General features: G+C 69.1%; 16 protein-coding genes and 1 riboswitch. Of the genes, 4 read left to right on the top strand and 12 right to left on the bottom strand.

Annotated elements, in window-relative coordinates; genetic code table 11:
* Positions 1-7: 7 nt before the first annotated feature.
* From NUG20_RS01640 to NUG20_RS01630, 3 genes are all read right to left on the bottom strand, one after another.
* A complete protein-coding gene (locus NUG20_RS01640; RefSeq protein ID WP_263396737.1) occupies positions 8-859 on the bottom strand; it encodes an NAD-dependent protein deacetylase in 852 nt (283 codons plus the stop codon).
* A gap of 211 nt (positions 860-1,070) precedes the next feature.
* Positions 1,071-1,451 (bottom strand): VOC family protein, encoded by a 381-nt coding sequence (locus NUG20_RS01635; protein WP_263396736.1) that lies wholly within the window; start codon positions 1,449-1,451, stop codon positions 1,071-1,073.
* A 54-nt stretch (positions 1,452-1,505) separates the two neighbouring features.
* Entirely contained in the window at positions 1,506-2,759 is a 1,254-nt protein-coding gene (locus NUG20_RS01630) for an MFS transporter (RefSeq protein ID WP_263396735.1), read from the bottom strand.
* Positions 2,760-2,857: 98 nt separating this feature from the next.
* Here NUG20_RS01630 and NUG20_RS01625 point away from each other — a divergent pair, with 98 nt between their 5' ends.
* Complete coding sequence (locus tag NUG20_RS01625) at positions 2,858-3,763, top strand: LysR family transcriptional regulator (RefSeq protein WP_263396734.1); 906 nt, start codon at positions 2,858-2,860, stop codon at positions 3,761-3,763.
* Positions 3,764-3,877: 114 nt separating this feature from the next.
* Here NUG20_RS01625 and NUG20_RS01620 read toward each other — a convergent pair whose 3' ends face one another.
* The 7 genes from NUG20_RS01620 to NUG20_RS01590 all read right to left on the bottom strand — a co-directional run bounded on the left by NUG20_RS01620 (position 3,878) and on the right by NUG20_RS01590 (position 11,225).
* A complete protein-coding gene (locus tag NUG20_RS01620; protein ID WP_263396733.1) occupies positions 3,878-4,546 on the bottom strand; it encodes a VOC family protein in 669 nt (222 codons plus the stop codon).
* Between the two features lie 187 nt (positions 4,547-4,733).
* Entirely contained in the window at positions 4,734-5,066 is a 333-nt protein-coding gene (locus NUG20_RS01615; protein WP_003469256.1) for a thioredoxin family protein, read from the bottom strand.
* Positions 5,067-5,159: 93 nt separating this feature from the next.
* Entirely contained in the window at positions 5,160-5,732 is a 573-nt protein-coding gene (locus tag NUG20_RS01610) for a flavodoxin (protein WP_263396732.1), read from the bottom strand.
* Positions 5,733-5,932: 200 nt separating this feature from the next.
* Positions 5,933-6,973, bottom strand: coding sequence for a ribonucleotide-diphosphate reductase subunit beta (locus tag NUG20_RS01605; RefSeq protein ID WP_263396731.1), 1,041 nt, complete (start codon positions 6,971-6,973; stop codon positions 5,933-5,935).
* Between the two features lie 126 nt (positions 6,974-7,099).
* Positions 7,100-9,517: a ribonucleoside-diphosphate reductase subunit alpha gene (locus NUG20_RS01600; RefSeq protein ID WP_263396730.1), complete on the bottom strand. Its 2,418-nt coding sequence runs from the start codon at positions 9,515-9,517 to the stop codon at positions 7,100-7,102.
* Positions 9,518-9,695: 178 nt separating this feature from the next.
* Positions 9,696-9,918: riboswitch (cobalamin riboswitch) on the bottom strand.
* Positions 9,919-10,301: 383 nt separating this feature from the next.
* Positions 10,302-10,580: a hypothetical protein gene (locus NUG20_RS01595; protein ID WP_263396729.1), complete on the bottom strand. Its 279-nt coding sequence runs from the start codon at positions 10,578-10,580 to the stop codon at positions 10,302-10,304.
* 105 nt (positions 10,581-10,685) lie between these two features.
* On the bottom strand, positions 10,686-11,225 hold the full coding sequence (locus NUG20_RS01590) for a hypothetical protein (RefSeq protein WP_263396728.1): 540 nt from the start codon (positions 11,223-11,225) through the stop codon (positions 10,686-10,688).
* A 177-nt stretch (positions 11,226-11,402) separates the two neighbouring features.
* Between NUG20_RS01590 and ompR the strand changes: the two genes are divergently transcribed.
* The 3 genes from ompR (at position 11,403) to NUG20_RS01575 (ending at position 14,444) form a co-directional block, all read left to right on the top strand.
* On the top strand, positions 11,403-12,125 hold the full coding sequence (ompR, locus tag NUG20_RS01585) for an osmolarity response regulator transcription factor OmpR (RefSeq protein ID WP_263396727.1): 723 nt from the start codon (positions 11,403-11,405) through the stop codon (positions 12,123-12,125).
* On the top strand, positions 12,122-13,396 hold the full coding sequence (locus NUG20_RS01580) for an ATP-binding protein (protein WP_263396726.1): 1,275 nt from the start codon (positions 12,122-12,124) through the stop codon (positions 13,394-13,396). The genes ompR and NUG20_RS01580 overlap by 4 nt, the downstream gene beginning before the upstream one ends.
* A gap of 139 nt (positions 13,397-13,535) precedes the next feature.
* Positions 13,536-14,444, top strand: a complete 909-nt coding sequence (locus NUG20_RS01575) for an alpha/beta hydrolase (RefSeq protein WP_263396725.1) — start codon at positions 13,536-13,538, stop codon at positions 14,442-14,444.
* Between the two features lie 33 nt (positions 14,445-14,477).
* Here the strand turns inward: NUG20_RS01575 and NUG20_RS01570 are convergent, their stop codons facing one another.
* Together NUG20_RS01570 and NUG20_RS01565 are read right to left on the bottom strand one after the other, a co-directional pair.
* Positions 14,478-15,248, bottom strand: coding sequence for an SIR2 family NAD-dependent protein deacylase (locus NUG20_RS01570; RefSeq protein ID WP_263396724.1), 771 nt, complete (start codon positions 15,246-15,248; stop codon positions 14,478-14,480).
* A gap of 1,111 nt (positions 15,249-16,359) precedes the next feature.
* On the bottom strand, positions 16,360-16,791 hold the full coding sequence (locus NUG20_RS01565) for an organic hydroperoxide resistance protein (RefSeq protein ID WP_263396723.1): 432 nt from the start codon (positions 16,789-16,791) through the stop codon (positions 16,360-16,362).
* Between the last annotated feature and the right edge of the window lie 2 nt (positions 16,792-16,793).

The following is a 16,793-nucleotide window of genomic DNA, read 5'->3' as shown; positions in this document are numbered from 1 at the left end:
ACTCGCCCTAGGCCGCCACGCGCGGCAGCAGGAACTCCAGCGCCTGCGCGCAGGGCTGGGCCAGCTTCAGGCTCAGCAAGTCGTCGCCGCGGGTGCGGCCGAGGTTGACCGCGGCGATCGGCAATCCGGCCTTGGCCGCGGCCTGCACGAAGCGGAAGCCGGAATACACCATCAACGACGAGCCCACCACCAGCATCGCGTCGGCCTGCTGCAGGTGCGCGAAGGCGGCGGCCACGCGCTCGCGCGGCACGTTTTCGCCGAAGAACACCACGTCCGGCTTCAGCACGCCGCCGCACTGCGTGCAGGCCGGCACCACGAAGGCGGCGAAGTCCACGTCCTCCAGGTCGGCGTCGCCATCGGGTGCCTGCCCGGCCTGCAGCGTCGCCCACTGCGGATTGTGCTGCAGCAGCTGCTGCTGGAAGTCCTCGCGCGGCAGGCGCCGTTCGCAGCCCATGCAGCGCACCACGTCCAGGCGCCCGTGCAGGTCGATCACCGCCTGGCTGCCGGCGGCCTGGTGCAGGCAATCCACGTTCTGGGTCAGCAGCAGTTCAACCTGGCCGCGCGCTTCCAACTGCGCCAGCGCCGCATGCGTGGCATTGGGCCGGGCATGGCCGAAGCGCGGCCAGCCGACCAGGCTGCGCGCCCAGTAGCGCTGACGCGTCGCCAGTTCGCCCATGAACGCCTGGTAGGTGACCGGCTGCGCGCGCTTCCAGTCGCCGGCGGCATCGCGGTAGTCGGGAATGCCCGAATCGGTGCTGCATCCAGCGCCGGTCAGCACGAACAGGCGCCGGTGGCGTTCGACGAACGCTTCCAGCGCTGCGGCGTCGGCATCCGCCTCTGGCTGCAGCAACTGACGCATCACAGGACTCCGATAGCGGCGGGTAGCCTCTATCTTGGGCATCCACGGCCACGGCACAAGGCCGCACATGAACGTGCACAGGTTGCCAAGGCGTACGCACCCGCGCACCCGATCGGCACGCGGGTGCGGCGCTCCTGCAGGGAGCGGTTGGGGGCAGCCTCGGCATCGACCGGACGAACCCAGCGGAACGTCCGCAAGCTTGGCCATCGCACTACAGAACGTTGCTGACCTCGATCAGATTGCCGTCCGGATCGCGGAAATACAGCGACAGGATCGGACCGGTGGCGCCGGTGCGCTGCACCGGGCCGTCCTCGATGGCGACCGCCGCCGCGTCCAGTTCGCGGCGCACCTGCGCCAGCGGCGTGGCGGTGATGAAGCACAGATCGCCGGAGCCGGGCGTGGGCACGCGCGCCTTCGGCTCGAACTCGCGGCCGGCGGCGTGCAGGTTGATCTTCTGTTGGCCGAACGCCAACGCGGTGCGGCCTTCGCCGAAGCGCTGCACCTGCATGCCGAGCACGAGCGCGTAGAACGCGCAGCTGGCCTCAATGTCGGCGACGGTGAGGACCAGATGGTCGAGACGGTCGATCTGCACAGGCTGCCTCCAGGCAAGGAAAAACGGTCGCTCCCGGAGGGACAGCGCAGCCGGCTATTCGCCGCGCGGCGGATGCGGGCCGAAGCGGCCGTACGGACGGCTGTCGTCGGCGCCAAGGCGCAGCACCTGCGCGGCGACCAGGGCGACGCCCAGCAACAGCAGGCAGCAAGCGGCCAGCGCGTTCCAGCCGCCGTGTTGCCAGGCCGCGCCGCTGAGCGAGCCGATCAGGCTGGCGCCGCTGTAGTAGGCCAGCAGGTACAGCGACGCGGCATGGCCCTTGTTCTGTCCGCCCAGCCGGCCGACCCAGGCGCTGGCCGCCGAGTGCGCGACGAAGAAGCCGATGGTCAGCAGCACGATGCCGGCGATCACCACCGCCAGCACGTGCGCGATGGTCAGCGCCACGCCGAGCGCCGCCACCGCGATGCCGGCCAGCACCACCGGGCCGCGGCCGAAGCGGTCCGAGGCGGCACCGGCCACTGACGAGGACACGATGCCGAACACGTAGGCGCTGAAGATCATGCCCAGCTGGCTCTGGCTGAGCCCGAACTCCGGTCCCCCCAGGCGGAAGCCGGCGTAGTTGTAGACGCTAACGAACACGCCCATCGCCAGGAACGGAATCGCGAACAGCCATGGCAGGTGGCGATCGCGCAGATGCCCGCCCCAGGCCTGCAGGTGGAAGCGCAGGTTGACGCCGCGGCGGCGCACGAAATGCCGCGAGCGCGGCAGCAGCAGCACGAAGCCGACCGCGGCCAGCAGGTCGATCGCCGAGACCGCCGCCAGCGCGATGCGCCAGTCGAAGTGATCGGTGAGCACGCTCATGCCGATGCGCCCGACCATGCCGCCGAACGCGTTGCCGGCCACGTACAGGCCGGTCGCCGCGCCCAGCTTGCGCGCCGGCACCTCCTCGGCCAGGTACACCATCGCCACCGCCGGCACCCCGCCCAGGGCGACGCCGGACAGCGCGCGCACCGCGACCAGCGCGCCCCAGTGCGGCAGGCACGCGGCGATCAGGTTGAGCAGCGCCGCCAGCGCGATCGACACGAACATCAACCCGCGCCGACCGAGATTCTCCGACACCGCGCCGGCGCAGAAGATCGCGATCGCCAGGCCGCCGGTGGCCAACGACAGCGGCAGCGAACTGGTCGCCGCGTCGACTCCGAATTCGCGTGCGAACGCCGGCAGCAGCGGCTGCACGCTGTACAGCAGCGAGAAGGTGGCGAAGCCGGCCAGGAACAGCGCCAGGCGGATGCGCGCCAGCGGCGCGGCGTCCACGGCGTGCAGCGGCGGGCATTGGCTGGAAGTGGTCACGACGGCGATGGCGCAGCGAAAGGACGGCCAGTATTTGCCTGCGCCGACCCGGTGTCCAATATATGATCCAGGCATTCTCCATATCTTGTGGATATGACATGGAACTGCGCCACCTGCGCTATTTCCTGGCCGTCGCCGAAGCCGGGCATTTCACCCGCGCCGCGGCGCAGCTGGGCATCCAGCAGCCGCCGCTGAGCCAGCAGATCCGTGCGCTGGAGCAGGAGCTGGGCACGCCGCTGTTCGTGCGCACCCCGCGCGGCGCCGACCTCACCGAAGCTGGGCGCGCGTTCCGGATCGAGGCCAAGCGCGTGCTCGCCGACCTGGAGCGCGCCGGCGACGCCGCCCGGCGTGCCGCGCGCGGCGAGAGCGGCGTGCTGCGGCTGGGCTTCACCGCCTCGGCTGCATTCAATCCGATCGTGCCGATGCTGGTGCGCAACTTCCGCCGCGGCTGGCCGGCGGTGGCGCTGGCGCTGGAGGAAACCAACACTGCCGGCCTGCTCGCCGCGCTGGTGCAGGGCCGCCTGGATGCGGCCTTCATCCGCTACAGCGTGGTCACCCCGCCCGAGCTGCAACTGCTGAAATTTCCCGACGAGCCGATGAAGATCGCGGTGCCGGCCGCGCACCGCCTGGCCAAGCGCAAGCGCGCGCCGCTGTCGGCGCTGGCCGGAGAACCGTTCATCCTGTTCCCACGCAGCTTCGGCACCAGCCTGTACGACGAAATCCTCGAAGCCTGCCGCCAGTCCGGCTTCGAATTGCAGATCAAGCAGGAAGCGCCGCAGATGTCGTCGATCGTGAACCTGGTCGCCGCCGAACTCGGCGTCTCGGTGGTACCGGCCTCGACCACCCAGGTGCAACTGCCCGGCGTGCGCTACCTGGACATCGAAGGCCGCGTGCCGATGGCACGACTGGCGCTGGCCACGCTGCCGGCCACCGCGCAGGCGCTACCGGTGGTGCGCCACCTGTGGCAGCTGGCGCAGGCGCATGCGGCGGGAAAGCGCGGGTAGTTGCGGATCACTCGCGCACCCCTCCCTGTAGGAGCGGCTTCAGCCGCGACACGCGTTACCGATAGCGCCTGTCGCGGCTGAAGCCGCTCCTACAGTAATGCGCGAGCGACAAGCTCACCGCGACACCACCTCCCACCCCGCCGCGTCGCGCAGCACCTGCCCGCCGCGCACGCCTTCGACGACCACCCGCACGCCGCGCGCGAATGGCAGCTGGCGCTGCTCGGGAAACCAGCGCCGCTGCGCATCGACCACGATCAACAGGCCTTCGTGATCGCCGAGCGGCGCGAACGCGTCGGACACCGGCATGAACGGCATCAGGCCCAACCGGTCCTGCGCCGCGGCGGCGACCGCCGGCACCTGCGCGCTGGGCAATCCGACCTCGCTGATGCACAGCAACTCATCTGCTGAAAACACGCCATCGGCGACAGCGCGCGCCGGCAACGGCCGGCGCGCGATCAGTTCCAGCACCGCGCCGTCGGGCCCGGCGAAATACACCGATTGCGATTGCCACGCCGCGTCGAGCGCGAACCGCACCTCGCCCACCGGATCGCGCAGCGACGGCGCGCGCCGCGACAACCAGTCGCAGGCGGCGTCGAAGCGCGCAGGCGGGATGTTGAAGGCCAGATGCATGCTGCCGATCTCGGCGTCGGCGGGCAGCAGATCGAGCAGGCTCCAGCCGATGCGCACCTGCGTGGCTACGACCGGAAGTTGCAGGACATCGCGATAGAACGCGGCGCTGGCCCCGGGATCGCTGGCGGGCAGGCTCAGTTGGGTGATGCGCATGGTGGCTCCTTGTGCGGGAGCCGCTATTGGACGACCTCAAGCGTAGTTGAGGTCAAGCACGGCGCGCAGCGCGTGGGATGTTCATGCGGACGCGCTCCTGTAGGAGCGGCTTCAGCCGCGACAGGACCTCCGGGTAGAACCTGTCGCGGCTGAAGCCGCTCCTACAGAAGAGCCTTGCCGCGAGCGCTCAACCCAGGTGCGCGCGCACCGCTTCGTCGATCTTGGCCGGCGGCACGAAGCCCGGCACCCGCGCCACTTCTTCGCCCTGGCGGAACAGCATCAGCGTCGGGGTCTGGCGCAGGCCCTGGGCGCGGAAGAAATCCTCGCCCACGTCTTCCATCTTCACCTTCAGCAAGGTCACGCCCTGCGCGCTGTCGCTCTCGGCGAAGCGCTCCAGCGACTTGTCGAGCATGCGGCAGCCGGGGCAGTTGTCCTTGTTGAAATCGGCCAGCACGCGCGGATGCGCGGCGATGGCGTCGGCGAACTGTTCGGCGGTGGCGACGGTGATGGTGGTGAACATGGAGCGAAACCTTGTCTGATGTCGGAGGACGGAGCGGCACAGCAGCGACGATGCCGGCGGTGCGATGAAACGATGGACGGTAGAAATGCAGCGTCAGCCGCTGTCGTGCAGCGGCAACGCCAGCGGTGCGCATCCGGCCGCCCTGCCGGATGCAGGCTCGGCAGCGGCCGGCGTGCTCGCCGCTGCGGAGCCGGCCGGCGCCGCTGCACGCGCGGCGCGCAGCGTCAGTACCTGCGCGCACCAGGCACCGATCGCCGCGTTGTCGCGATCGCCATGCGGCATCTGTTCGATCTCCAGCCGCGGATAGGCGCTGTCGAAGAAACGCGCGATGCGCTTGACCGCACCGCAGTAGTACTCCAGTCCCCACTGCGTCTCGCCGGTACCGAACGCCGCCACCTCGATCGTCTTGCCGGTCGCCTCGACCAGTTCGGCGATGTAGCGCTTCATCTCCGCCGGGGTGCGCCCGGCGTTGTCGCTCCAGCTGCCGAGCAGGTGCAGATCGAAGTCCGCCGCGCGCGCGGCGTCGCCGAGCGCAGCATGCAGGGTCTGCATGTCGGTATGGATCCAGGTCACACGGTGCCCGGCCGCCTCGCACTGCGCCTGCACGCGGCGGGCGACGTCGCGGGTGTTGCCGCTGAGCGAGGCGTAGGCGAGCAGGATGCGCATGAGGCGGGGATTGGGGATTCGGGATTGGGGATTCGTAAAAGCGGGCTCGGCGTGACCGCGACCAAATCACGTCTCAGACATTCCCGGACCGCTACTTCTCAGAATCAATGAGTGGAGACAGGAGATCGATGCTTTGGAAAGAGAGGTTCGGCACGGCTTTTTACCAATCCCGAATCCCCAATCCCTAATCCCGGCCTCTCTCAAAGATCGTCGAAGCCGTTGTCGGAGTTGGTCTTCTTGTAGCTGGCGTTGCGCATCTCGAAGAAGTCGGTCTTGGTCTCGGTGAAGTTGTCCGCGTAGGCCTTGATCCACGGCATCACGTTGTCGCTGGCGTCGGTGTACAGCTTCTCGATGCCGAGCATGCCGGACATCTTGTTGGCGCGGTACTTCACGTACTGGATCATCTCGTCCACGTCGATGCCCTCGATGCCGTCCAGCACTTCCGAGGACCACTCGGTCTCCAGCCGGATCGCGTGCTCGAACGCCTGGTGCACGTAGTCGGTCAGCTCGTTGGTCTGCAGCTCGGCGTTCTCGCCGATGATCGCGCGGATCAGCTCGCTGATGAACTTGGTGTGCGCCAGTTCGTCGCGGTTGATGAAGCTGATGATCTTGCCGGTGCCGGTCATGCGGTTCTGCCGCACCAGGTTGTAGAAAAACGCGAAACCGGAATAGAAGTTGATGCCTTCCAGGATCGAGGACTGGATCAGCGAGCGCAACAACGTCTCGGCGGTCTTCTCGCGCATGAAGTCGTCGTAGGCCTGCATGATCGGCTGGTTGCGCGCGATGATGGTCGGGTGCGTGCGCGCGATCTCGAACACGCGGTTCTGGTCGGCCAGTCCGGCGATGGACGCCAGCACGTACGAATAGCTCTCGTTGTGGATCACTTCCTGCTGGCCGATGATCGCCGCGTTGGCGTGCGCGGCCGGGTCGGTGATGTATTCGGCGACGTTGTAGATGAAGCGCGTCTGTGGCGAATCCAGCGTGGCCAGCAGGCCGATGATCGAATCGTAGGCGTTCTTCTCGCGCGCCGACAGTTCGCCGTACTGCTTAGCGTCGCCCTTCATGTCCACCTCGTCGGGGATCCAGAAGTTGGTCGACAGCTCCTTGTACGCACGATAGAACGACGGATACGGGATGTCGTTCCAGTTGAGGATGCCGCTGGTGGTGCCGTTGATGATCCCGGTGGAGCGGTTGGGATGCATTGGTTCGAGGATCTTGATGCGGTCGAGCGCGATGGCCATGGGTCGGATTCGGTAGTCGGTTGAACGGCGCCGGCGAGCGGCGCGGCGATGCGGGGACGACGCAGCGGGCGCATGGCGGCTCCCAGAGGAGGCCATGCGCGCGCAGGCGCCGCTACGAGGTGGCGATCAGCTCGAGCACCACTCGCATTCGCTGATGTCGATGTCGTTGGAGCGCACGTAGTAGGTGGTCTTTAGTCCTTCCTTCCAGGCGGTCATGTGCAGGTCGAGCAGGGTGCTGGCGCGGATGGTGCTGGGCACGTAGAAGTTGAAGCTGATCGACTGGTCGACGTGGCGCTGGCGGCGCGCGTTCTGGCGCACGCTGGCGAACTGATCGACCCGGTAGGCGCCCTTCTCGTAGTACGGATAGGTGTCCACGGTCAGGCCCGGGGCCACCACCGGACGGCGGAAGTCCTTCTTCTCTTCGTAGTAGAACGCGCTGTAGATCGGGTCGATCGAGGCGGTGGAGCCGGCGATCTGCGCGGTGCTCATGTTCGGCGCCACCGCGATCATCCACGCGTTGCGCACGCCGTTGATGCTGACCTGCGCGGCCAGTTCCTGCCACTGCGCGCTGTCGTAGCCGCGCTTGCTGAAGTACTCGCCGTTCTGCCAGTCGCTGCCCTTGAACACCTTGTACGCGCCCTTCTCCTTGGCCAGCGCCAGGCTCGCCTGGATGGTCAGGTAGTTGATGCGCTCGTACAGTTCGTCGCAGTAGTCCTCGGCCTGCCTGGAGTTCCACTCGATGCCCTTCTGCGCCAGCAGGTGGTGCCAGCCGAAGGTGCCCAGACCGATCGCGCGGTACTTCTGGTTGGTGATGGTGGCCTGCGGCACCGGCAGGTCGTTGAGGTCGATGACGTTGTCGAGCATGCGCACCTGCACCCGGATCAGCCGCTCCAGCACGTCCGGCGACAGCAGGTCCGGCTGCGCGGTCACGGCGCGGCCCAAGTTCACCGAGGACAGGTTGCATACGACGAAGTCGCCGGCCTGCTTGGTGGTCACGATCTGGTCGCCGCTGATCATCTCCTGGATGACCCGGGTCGGGCTCATGTTCTGCAGGATCTCGGTGCACAGGTTGCTGGAATAGACCATGCCCTGGTGCTTGTTCGGGTTCATGCGATTGACTTCGTCGCGATAGAACATGAACGGGTTGCCGGTCTCCAGCTGGCTGACCATGATCCGCTTGAGCATGTCGATGGCCTTGACCACCTTGCGGCCGATGCGCTCGTCGGCCACCACTTCCTCGTACCTGGCGCGGAAGCTGCCTTCGCCGCGCTTCTCGTCGAAGAAGTCCTGCAGGTACCACCCCTTGACCTCCTTCACCTCGTGCGGGTCGAACAGGTACCACTCGCCGCGGCGCTCCACCGCTTCCATGAAGATGTCCGGCACGCACACCGCGGTGAACACGTCGTGCGCGCGCAGGCGCTGGTCGCCGTTGTTCAGGCGCAGGTCCAGGAACGCCTCGATGTCGCGGTGCCAGATGTCCAGGTACACGGCGATGGCGCCCTTGCGCTGGCCGAGCTGGTCCACCGACACGGCGGTGTTGTTGAGCTGCTTGATCCACGGCACCACGCCGCCGCTGGAATTCTTGACCCCGCGGATCGCCGAGCCGGACGAACGCACGTAGCCCAGGTAGGCGCCGACGCCGCCGCCGTGCTTGGACACGCGCGCCACGTCGGTGTTGGAGTCGTAGATGCCCTGCAGGCTGTCGTCGACGGTGTCGATGAAGCAGCTCGACAGCTGCCCGCCGATCTTGCCGGCGTTGGCCAGCGTGGGCGTGGCCACGGTCATGTACAGGTTGGACAACGCCCAATAGGCCTCGCCGACCAACTGCATGCGGCGTTCGCGCGGCTTTTCGTCCTGCATCAGGTACAGCGCGATGGTCAGCCAGCGCTCCTGCGGCAGCTCGTAGACCTTGCGCGAGTTGTCGGTGGCCAGGTAGCGCGTGGCCAGCAGGTACAGGCCGTTGTAGGCGAACAGCTTGTCGCGCTCCGGCTCGATCATCCTGCCGGCTTCGGCGAGTTCGTCCTTGGAGTAGTTCTTGAGGATGTCGATCGAGTACACGCCGCGGTCGGCCAGGCTTTCCTGCAGGCCGACGTAGGAGCCGTACTTCTCGCCGGCATCGTAGAAGCGGTTCTTGCTGGCGCGCTTGTACAGGCGGTGCAGGTACAGGCGCGCGGCGAAGTATTCCCACTCCGGCGTGGCGATGTCCACGCGCGACTCGGCCTCGCGGATCAGGTAGTCGACCATCTCGTCGGCCGACAGGCTTTCCTTCTTCTCCACGAACGCGAACGCCTTGCGCTCGTAGTCGGCCACGTCCAGCTGCGGGAACTCGGCATGGATCCGGTCCAGGGTGCGCTGCAGGCGCGAGCGGTCGAAGGCCATGCGGCGGTTGCCGCCGTCCTTGACGATCCAGGTCACGGCGCGCTGGTCGTTGCTCGGCTCGCTGGCGGCCACGTCGGGCTGCGCGGCAGCGGCGGCGGCGGGCGTGGGGTCGACGTCGGCGGCGTCGAGGGGGGCTGCGGCCGGCAGGCTGTGGGTCTGGCTCATGAAGGTCTCCAAGCGTGGTGCACCGGCTGCCCGGCCCTCGCAGGCAGGACTCCGACCGGATCAGCAGCGTGGGGACGCGGTGTCGCAGCGACCGCGACGGCACAGGCGCGAGCCTGCGGGCAGTCACCGCTTCACCGACCATCTCCCCCCGGAGATTCAACGGTCGGCGCCGCGCTGTGTGCATCGCGCGGCTGTCGGCAGGTCTTCGGGCTTATGGGCGACGGCCGATGGCCGGTTCCTAGCCCGTCGCTTCCCAAGGCGGGACGCCTCAGTGCGGGTGACGGGTTCGTTCCCAATTACCGCTGCGGGGCAGCGCCGGACTAGGCGCTTGCGCGCCGCACCGGCTTCCCTTTTGATCCCGCGGCCTGGTGGCCGCTGGAACCGACCACCACAAGATAGTGTGGTACCTGGGCCTCGTCAACGCTAAATGTAGTCGTCGAACCGAAAACCCAAGCGGGGCAATAGTTTGCCGCCGCAGCGCCGCAAAACCCGGCCACAGGACGCCGGATCGGGCCTGGAACCGGCCGGATCGCCCATGCCGCAAGGCCCTCGGCGACCCCGTCGACAACCTGCTGCGCGCGTCGGCCCACGGCGATTGCGCGGAGTACCGGCGACAGCGCGCAGCGTGGGCCGAACCGCAGCCGCATGTGCTGCCGCCAGCCGCGCCCGGCCCGGGCGCGACCCAGGCGAGCACCGATGGACAGCAAGCGGCGCTGACCGCTGCCCGGCCGGGGACTTGGGTTGCAGGCGCGGTGCCGCCACCGCGCAGCGGCGCCGCTCCAACTCAGCGCGAGCGCGCTCCGGCCTGCTGCATGGCCGCGCGCAGCTCCTCCGGCGCCAGCTGGCCGTCGTGGTTGCCGTCCAGCGCATCGAAGCGCTGGGCCAGGCGCGGCAGCGAGGCGGCCGCTTCGCTGCGGCTGATCAGGCCATCGCCGTTGGCGTCGGCCTCCTTCAGCCGTTGCTGCAACTGTTGCTTCTGCGTGGCGCTCGGCGCGGCCTGCGCGGCAGCGGTGCCGGCCAACAGCAGGCTGCACAGCATTCCATGGGCAATGGCTGTCTTCATGGCGGTTCTCGAATAAAGGATGGGCGGAAAAGTGGCGACGTGGGCGATCGCGCCCGCAGTGGACTGGCCGCCGCGGGCGCGTGATCGCCATGCCCGGGCAGCCAGCTACGGACGGCAGGCCACGACCTCGCCAGCGGCGTTGCTGCAGGTACCGGTGTGGCTGAGGCTGCCGTCGGCGAGGGTGGTCGAGCCCTGGTAACTGGAACCGTTGGCGGCGGTGGCACTGTTCTGGCGGCTGCCGGCGACGCTGCCATCGGCGCTCCTGCCGATGCTGCCGCTGCTGCTGACGCTGCCGCCGTTGGCACCGTCGACGCTGGCGCTGCCCTGGCGGCCGGCGCTGCCGTCGTCATTGCGGTAGAAGCTGCCCTGCCGCGTGGCCGATGCACCGCTGGCACGGCTCGCCGTGGCGCCGCTGCTGCCCGCCGCGTTGCCCTGGCCATCGGCCTGCCACTGGCGTCCCCGCACGCGGCTGCCGTTGGCGCCGCTGGCGCTGGCGTTCACCGCGGCACTGCGGGCGCCGTCCACGTGGCTGGCGCTGCGGGTGCGGGTGCGTTCGCGCGCCTGCGCGTCCGGCGCCGCCAATGCACCCAGGCCAGCGATGGCCAAGGCAAGCGACAGGATCGGATTGCGTAGCGAAAGGATCATGGTTCTTCTCCGGGAAGCAGCACGGCGCTGCGGTGGAGCCACGGTAGGCTGCGCGCCGGCGCATGATGTCGGGTTCCGGCCAGCGGATGTTTCCGCGGGCGGCGGCGGAAACATCCGCTTACACAATCCGGGCGGCAGGCGTTGCCGGGCGACCGCGGCGCAGCCGATAGTGCGTGCATGAACGACGCCCCTGCCCGCCTACTCCTGGTCGACGACGACGCGCGTCTGCGCGAGCTGCTGCGCCGCTATCTGGAAAGCCAGGACTTTTCGGTGAAGGCGGTGGCCGACGGCGCCCAGTTGCAGCAAGCGCTGGCGCGCGGCCACTACGATCTGGTGGTGCTGGACCTGATGCTGCCCGGCGAGAACGGCCTGGAGATCTGCCGGCGCCTGCGCGGCCAGGGCGACACCACGCCGATCGTGATGCTCACCGCCAAGGGCGACGAGATCGACCGCATCGTCGGCCTGGAGATCGGCGCCGACGACTACCTGCCCAAGCCGGTGAACCCGCGCGAGCTGCTGGCGCGGATCCGCGCGGTGCTGCGCCGCACCGGACCGGCCGGCGCCGGCGCGCCGCAGCCGGACGGCGGCGAAATCGGCTTCGGCCGCTTCCGCCTGCACCTGGGCCGGCGCGAGCTCAGTTGCGACGGACAGCCGCTGAAGCTGACCACCGCCGAGTTCGCGGTGCTGTCGGTGCTGCTGCGGCATCCGCAACAGCCGCTCAGCCGCGACCGCCTGATGAGCCTGGCGCATGGCCGCGAACACGACGCCTTCGCGCGCAGCATCGACGTCACCGTGGCGCGGCTGCGCAAGCTGCTCGAAGACGATGCGCGCAACCCGCGGCTGATCCAGACCGTGTGGGGCATCGGCTACGTCTACGTGCCGCCGCAGGCCGCGCCATGAGCCGCGGCCGCCGCAGCGGTGACGGCTGGCCGCGCAGCCTGTTCGGGCAACTGGCGCTGGTGATCGCGCTGGTGCTGGCCGGGGCCGGCCTGCTGGCGCTGCTGCTCGGCCGCGAACTGGCGCTGCGCCCGGCCGCGCAACAGCTGCTGCGCACGCTGGACGGTTTCGCCAACGTCGCCGAGGCTTTGCAGCGCGCGCCGGCGCCGACTGCACTGGAACCGGCGCTGCGCGAAGCCGGAGTGCAGGTCCGGCACAGTCCGCCGCCAGCGGCCAGCACCCGCGCCGGGCCGCTGACCGACGAACTGCAGCGGCGCGCGGCAAGCCAGCTCGGTCCGGGCCGCGAACTGCGCCGCAGCGCGGACGACGGCGCGCTGTGGCTCAAGCTGGCCACGCCCGACCCGCTGTGGGTGTCGTTCGCCGGGGAGCGCCGCGGCCACGGCATGCGCCGCTTCTCGGTGGCGCTGCTGGCCGCCTGCGCGCTGCTGGTGTGGCTGGCCGCGGCCTACTTCGCGCGGCGCCTGGTGCTGCCGTTGCGGCAACTGGCCCTGGCCGCGCCGCATATCGTGCGTGGCGACGGTGCCATACCGATTGCCGGCGGCGGCCCGCGCGAGGTGAACGAGCTGGCGCGCGCCCTGGCCGATGCCAGTGCCGACGTACGCAGCGCCGCGGCGGAGCGAACGTTGCTGCTGGCCGGCATCTCGCACGACGTGCGCACGCCGCTGACCCGCCTGCAATACGCACTCGCGCTGCTGCCGCAAGTGGAGCCGGAACTGCGCGACGGCATGGAACGCGACATCGGCGAGATCGACGCGATCCTGGCTCAGTTCATCGCCTATGCCCGCGACGGCCGCGACGAGGCCAGCGCGCCACTGGACCTGGCCGAACTGTGCCGGCATGCGCTGGGCGCGACGCGCGCGGCCTGGGAGGTCGACTTGCCGAAGCAGGCGCCGCTGTACGCCAAACCGATGGCGTTGCAGCGCGCGCTCGGCAACCTGATCGGCAACGCCGAGCGCCACGGCGCCGCACCGTTCCAGCTGCGCCTGGCGCGCGACGGCGACGGCTGGCGCATCGAGGTACGCGACCACGGCCCGGGGCTGGACCCAATGCTGGCCGCACGCGCGCAACAACCCTTCGTGCACGGCGGCCACGGCGGCAGCGGATTGGGCCTGGCGATCGTCGAGCGCGTCGCCCGCCAACACCACGGCGAACTGCGCCTGGACAACGCCGCGCCGCATGGCCTGCGCGCGACGCTGCGGGTGCGCGAGGCATGAACGCCGGCGCAGTGGCGACGCTGGCCGCCATGCGCCCGGCATCGGCCGCTGCCGCGGCGTACGCCGCGCGCGTCGCAATCGCATCGGCAACGCATCGCGCCCTCCCCTCCCACGCCTGCCCTCTCCAAGGACTCCGCCCATGACGTCGCTCGCCCGCATCTTGCTCGGTATGGCGCTGCTGCTGACTGCGCTGCATACCGCAGCGCTGCACGCGCAGGATGGCCGCCTGCGCGAACGCCTGCGCGCGCGGCTGGCGCAGTCGGCGGCAGCACCGCCCGCGACGCTGCCCGACGGCACGCGCGTGCTGCGTGATGTCGCCTACGGCACCGATCCAGCGCAACGTTTCGATGTCTACCTGCCCGCCAATGCGCGCAACGCGCCGCTGATCGTGATGGTGCACGGCGGCGGCTGGGCGAACGGCGACAAGGACAATCCCGGCGTCGCCGCCAACAAGGTCGCGCACTGGTTGCCGCAGGGCTACGCGCTGGTGTCGGTGAATTACCGCATGCTGCCGCAGGCCACGCCGCTGCAACAGGCCGGCGATGTCGCCCTCGCGGTGGCCAAGGTGCAGGTGCTGGCCGCAGGCTGGGGCACCGATGGATCACGCATGGTGTTGATGGGGCACTCGGCCGGCGCGCACCTGGTGACGCTGCTGGACCTGTCGCCGACGCTGTTGGCGCAGGCCGGCGCGCGCGCGCCGCTGGGCACCGTGGCGCTGGACAGCGCGGCGATGGACGTGGAGCAGGTGATGCAGGCGCGGCACCTGCCGCTGTACGACCGCGCCTTCGGCAGCCAGCGCAGCGACTGGATCGCCGCCTCGCCGTACCACCAGATGGGCAAGGGCGCACCGCCGCTGCTGGCGGTGTGTTCCAGCCGCCGCGCCGATGCCTGCGCGCAGGCCCGGCACCTGGCCGACAAGGCGACGACACGGCGCATCCGCGTCGAGGTACTGCCGCAGGATCGCAGCCATGCCGAGATCAACCGCGACCTGGGCCTGCCCTCGGCCTATACCGCGGCGGTGGACGCATTCTTGCAGTCGTTGCGCTGAGCGACCGCGAGGCCGGCAGCGTGCGCGCGGGCGTCAGCCCGCCGGCCAGCGTTGCAGCAACAGCGGCAGGGCCAGCGCGGCGCGGTCGCGCCAGTGCAGGTCGGCGTGCGCGGACAGGCCGCTGGGCTCGGGGTTGATCTCGACCACGCAGGCGCCACGCTCCTTGGCCCGCAGCGGCAGCCCGGCGGCCGGGTGGACCAGGCCGGAACTGCCGATCACCAGCACCAGATCGGCCGCATCGGCCGCGCTCTCGGCACGCGCCCAGTCGGCGGCCGGTAGCGCTTCGCCGAACCACACCACACCCGGACGCACCGCGCCGCCGCACGAAGCGCAGGCCGGCGGGGGCAGGCGCTGGGTCGGCGCCTGCACGTCGATCGGCGGCAGCAGTCCATGCCAAGGCTGCCCGCAGTCGCCACAGCGCAACGCCGACAGGCGACCGTGCACGTGCGCGGCGACCTCGCTGCCGGCGCGCTGGTGCAGGTCGTCCACGTTCTGGGTCGCCAGGGTGGTGCTCTTCAGCCCGGCCAGACGCACCAGGGCGTGATGCCCGGCATGCGGCTGCGCCTGCGCGACGAGCGCCATGCGCCAGCGGTACCAGCCCCAGACCAGCGCGGGGTCCGCGCGCCACGCCTCCTCGGTGGCCAGCTGCTGCGGATCGAAGCGTGCCCACAGGCTGTCGTCCTGTCCACGGAAGGTCGGCACGCCGCTCTCGGCGGACATGCCCGCGCCGGTCAGGACCAGCAGGCGGCGCGCGCCCTGGATGAAGGCGGCGACGGTATCGGCGTTGTAGGCGGAGCTGAGCATGGCGCGCGCAAAGGTGATGGTCTTCGCACTATCACATCGACCCAGTTCCGCCTCAATCTGCGCCACAGCAATGCCGCCGCTGCTGCGGGCACGGCAAGGGCGAGGTACCGACGCGATGCGATCGCTGTCGCCATGGCATGCGGCGCACCGGTCGGCACTGTCTTCAGGGTCATAGTTGCTAGTGCTAGTGCTGTTACTAGTGCTGTTACTAGTGCTGTTACTAGTGCTGTTACTAGCGCTGTTGCTAGTGCTGTTACTAGCGCTGTTGCTAGTGCTGTTGCTAGTGCTGTTGCTGTTGCTGTGGCTGTGGCTGTGGCTGTGGCTTCGGCTTCGGCTATGGCTGTGGCTGTGGCTGTGGCTGTGGCTGTGGCTTTTGGCTTTGGCTTTGGCTTTGGCTTTGGCTTTGGCTATGGCTGTGGCTGTGGCTGTGGCTTTGGCTTTGGCTTTTGACCTACCGGTTCCCTTCCGAAGCGGCGGCCATGGCGGGGAAAAACCCGAAGGGCGGCGCACAGGGATGTGCGCCGTTCGCGGCAGGGGCAGGATGCCCCTTCCGCGAATCCCCGTCATGGACGCGGACCCGGAGCGCGCAGCGCGGAGGGCGCTAGGCAGGGCGCGCTTTCTTTTGGTTACTTTTCTTTGCGCGAGCAAAGAAAAGTGACTCGCCCCAAGGCGAAAGCTTTGCCTCTGCCTTTGTGCTGGCACTTGAAGCTTTGAAAGCTTGAAGCAAGAGCAACAGCTTCCGCTGGCGCGGGTCACTTTTCTTTGCTTGTGCAAAGAAAAGTAACCAAAAGAAAGCACACCCCGCAGCGCGCCCTCCGCGCTGCGCGCTCCGGGTCCGCAGCCCCAACGGGCATTTTTCGACGGCACATCCATGTGCCGGCGAAAAACGACGCGCATCCTGCGCGTCGCCCTTCGGGTATTCGCCCGCCGGGTCTGCCGCGCTGAGGGGGCCCGATAGATCACAAGCAAAGCAACAGCAAAAGCAAGGCGACGGCAACAGCTGCTCTTTCGGCCACGTTCTGCATGGTGGCTCGGGCCACTGCCGTATTGCAGACAGCAAAAACCCCGCCGCGCACGTGGCGCGACGGGGTCTTCGGACAAGCCGCATCGTTTAGTCGAGGACGACCAGGTTCACGTCGATGTTGCCGCGGGTCGCGTTGGAGTACGGGCAGACCTGGTGCGCCTTGTCGACCAGCGCCTGCAGTTCCTCGCGCGGCATGCCCGGCACGGCGATGCGCAGCTCCACCGCGATGCCGAAGCCGCCTGGGATCTGGCCGATGCCGACGCTGCCTTCGATGCTGACCTCGCCCGGCAGCTTCAGCTTGTCCTGCGCCGCCACCGCCTTCATTGCGCCGATGAAGCAGGCCGAATAACCAGCCGCGAACAGCTGCTCCGGGTTGGTGCCGTCGCCGCCGGCGCCGCCGAGTTCGCGCGGGGTCGACAGCTTCACGTCCAGCGCCTTGTCGGAAGACACGGCGCGGCCTTCGCGGCCGCCGGTCGCGGTGGCGTGGGCGGTGTAGAGGATCTTTTCGGGTGAGGCCATGG

Origin of the sequence: Xanthomonas sp. CFBP 8443 (assembly GCF_025666195.1) — a bacterium.
Taxonomy (GTDB): domain Bacteria; phylum Pseudomonadota; class Gammaproteobacteria; order Xanthomonadales; family Xanthomonadaceae; genus Xanthomonas_A.
This window is presented reverse-complemented; position numbering and strand designations above follow the sequence as displayed.

Excerpts from the sequence above, each read along its gene's own strand:
- NUG20_RS01580 (WP_263396726.1), top strand. The coding sequence starts at position 12,122 with ATGAGCCGCGGCCGCCGCAGCGGTGACGGCTGGCCGCGCAGCCTGTTC.
- NUG20_RS01625 (WP_263396734.1), top strand. The coding sequence starts at position 2,858 with ATGGAACTGCGCCACCTGCGCTATTTCCTGGCCGTCGCCGAAGCCGGG.
- NUG20_RS01640 (WP_263396737.1), bottom strand. The coding sequence starts at position 859 with ATGCGTCAGTTGCTGCAGCCAGAGGCGGATGCCGACGCCGCAGCGCTG.
- NUG20_RS01610 (WP_263396732.1), bottom strand. The coding sequence starts at position 5,732 with ATGCGCATCCTGCTCGCCTACGCCTCGCTCAGCGGCAACACCCGCGAC.
- NUG20_RS01620 (WP_263396733.1), bottom strand. The coding sequence starts at position 4,546 with ATGCGCATCACCCAACTGAGCCTGCCCGCCAGCGATCCCGGGGCCAGC.
- NUG20_RS01575 (WP_263396725.1), top strand. The coding sequence starts at position 13,536 with ATGACGTCGCTCGCCCGCATCTTGCTCGGTATGGCGCTGCTGCTGACT.
- NUG20_RS01600 (WP_263396730.1), bottom strand. The coding sequence starts at position 9,517 with ATGAGCCAGACCCACAGCCTGCCGGCCGCAGCCCCCCTCGACGCCGCC.
- NUG20_RS01590 (WP_263396728.1), bottom strand. The coding sequence starts at position 11,225 with ATGATCCTTTCGCTACGCAATCCGATCCTGTCGCTTGCCTTGGCCATC.
- NUG20_RS01605 (WP_263396731.1), bottom strand. The coding sequence starts at position 6,973 with ATGGCCATCGCGCTCGACCGCATCAAGATCCTCGAACCAATGCATCCC.
- NUG20_RS01565 (WP_263396723.1), bottom strand. The coding sequence starts at position 16,791 with ATGGCCTCACCCGAAAAGATCCTCTACACCGCCCACGCCACCGCGACC.
- NUG20_RS01570 (WP_263396724.1), bottom strand. The coding sequence starts at position 15,248 with ATGCTCAGCTCCGCCTACAACGCCGATACCGTCGCCGCCTTCATCCAG.
- ompR (WP_263396727.1), top strand. The coding sequence starts at position 11,403 with ATGAACGACGCCCCTGCCCGCCTACTCCTGGTCGACGACGACGCGCGT.
- NUG20_RS01615 (WP_003469256.1), bottom strand. The coding sequence starts at position 5,066 with ATGTTCACCACCATCACCGTCGCCACCGCCGAACAGTTCGCCGACGCC.
- NUG20_RS01595 (WP_263396729.1), bottom strand. The coding sequence starts at position 10,580 with ATGAAGACAGCCATTGCCCATGGAATGCTGTGCAGCCTGCTGTTGGCC.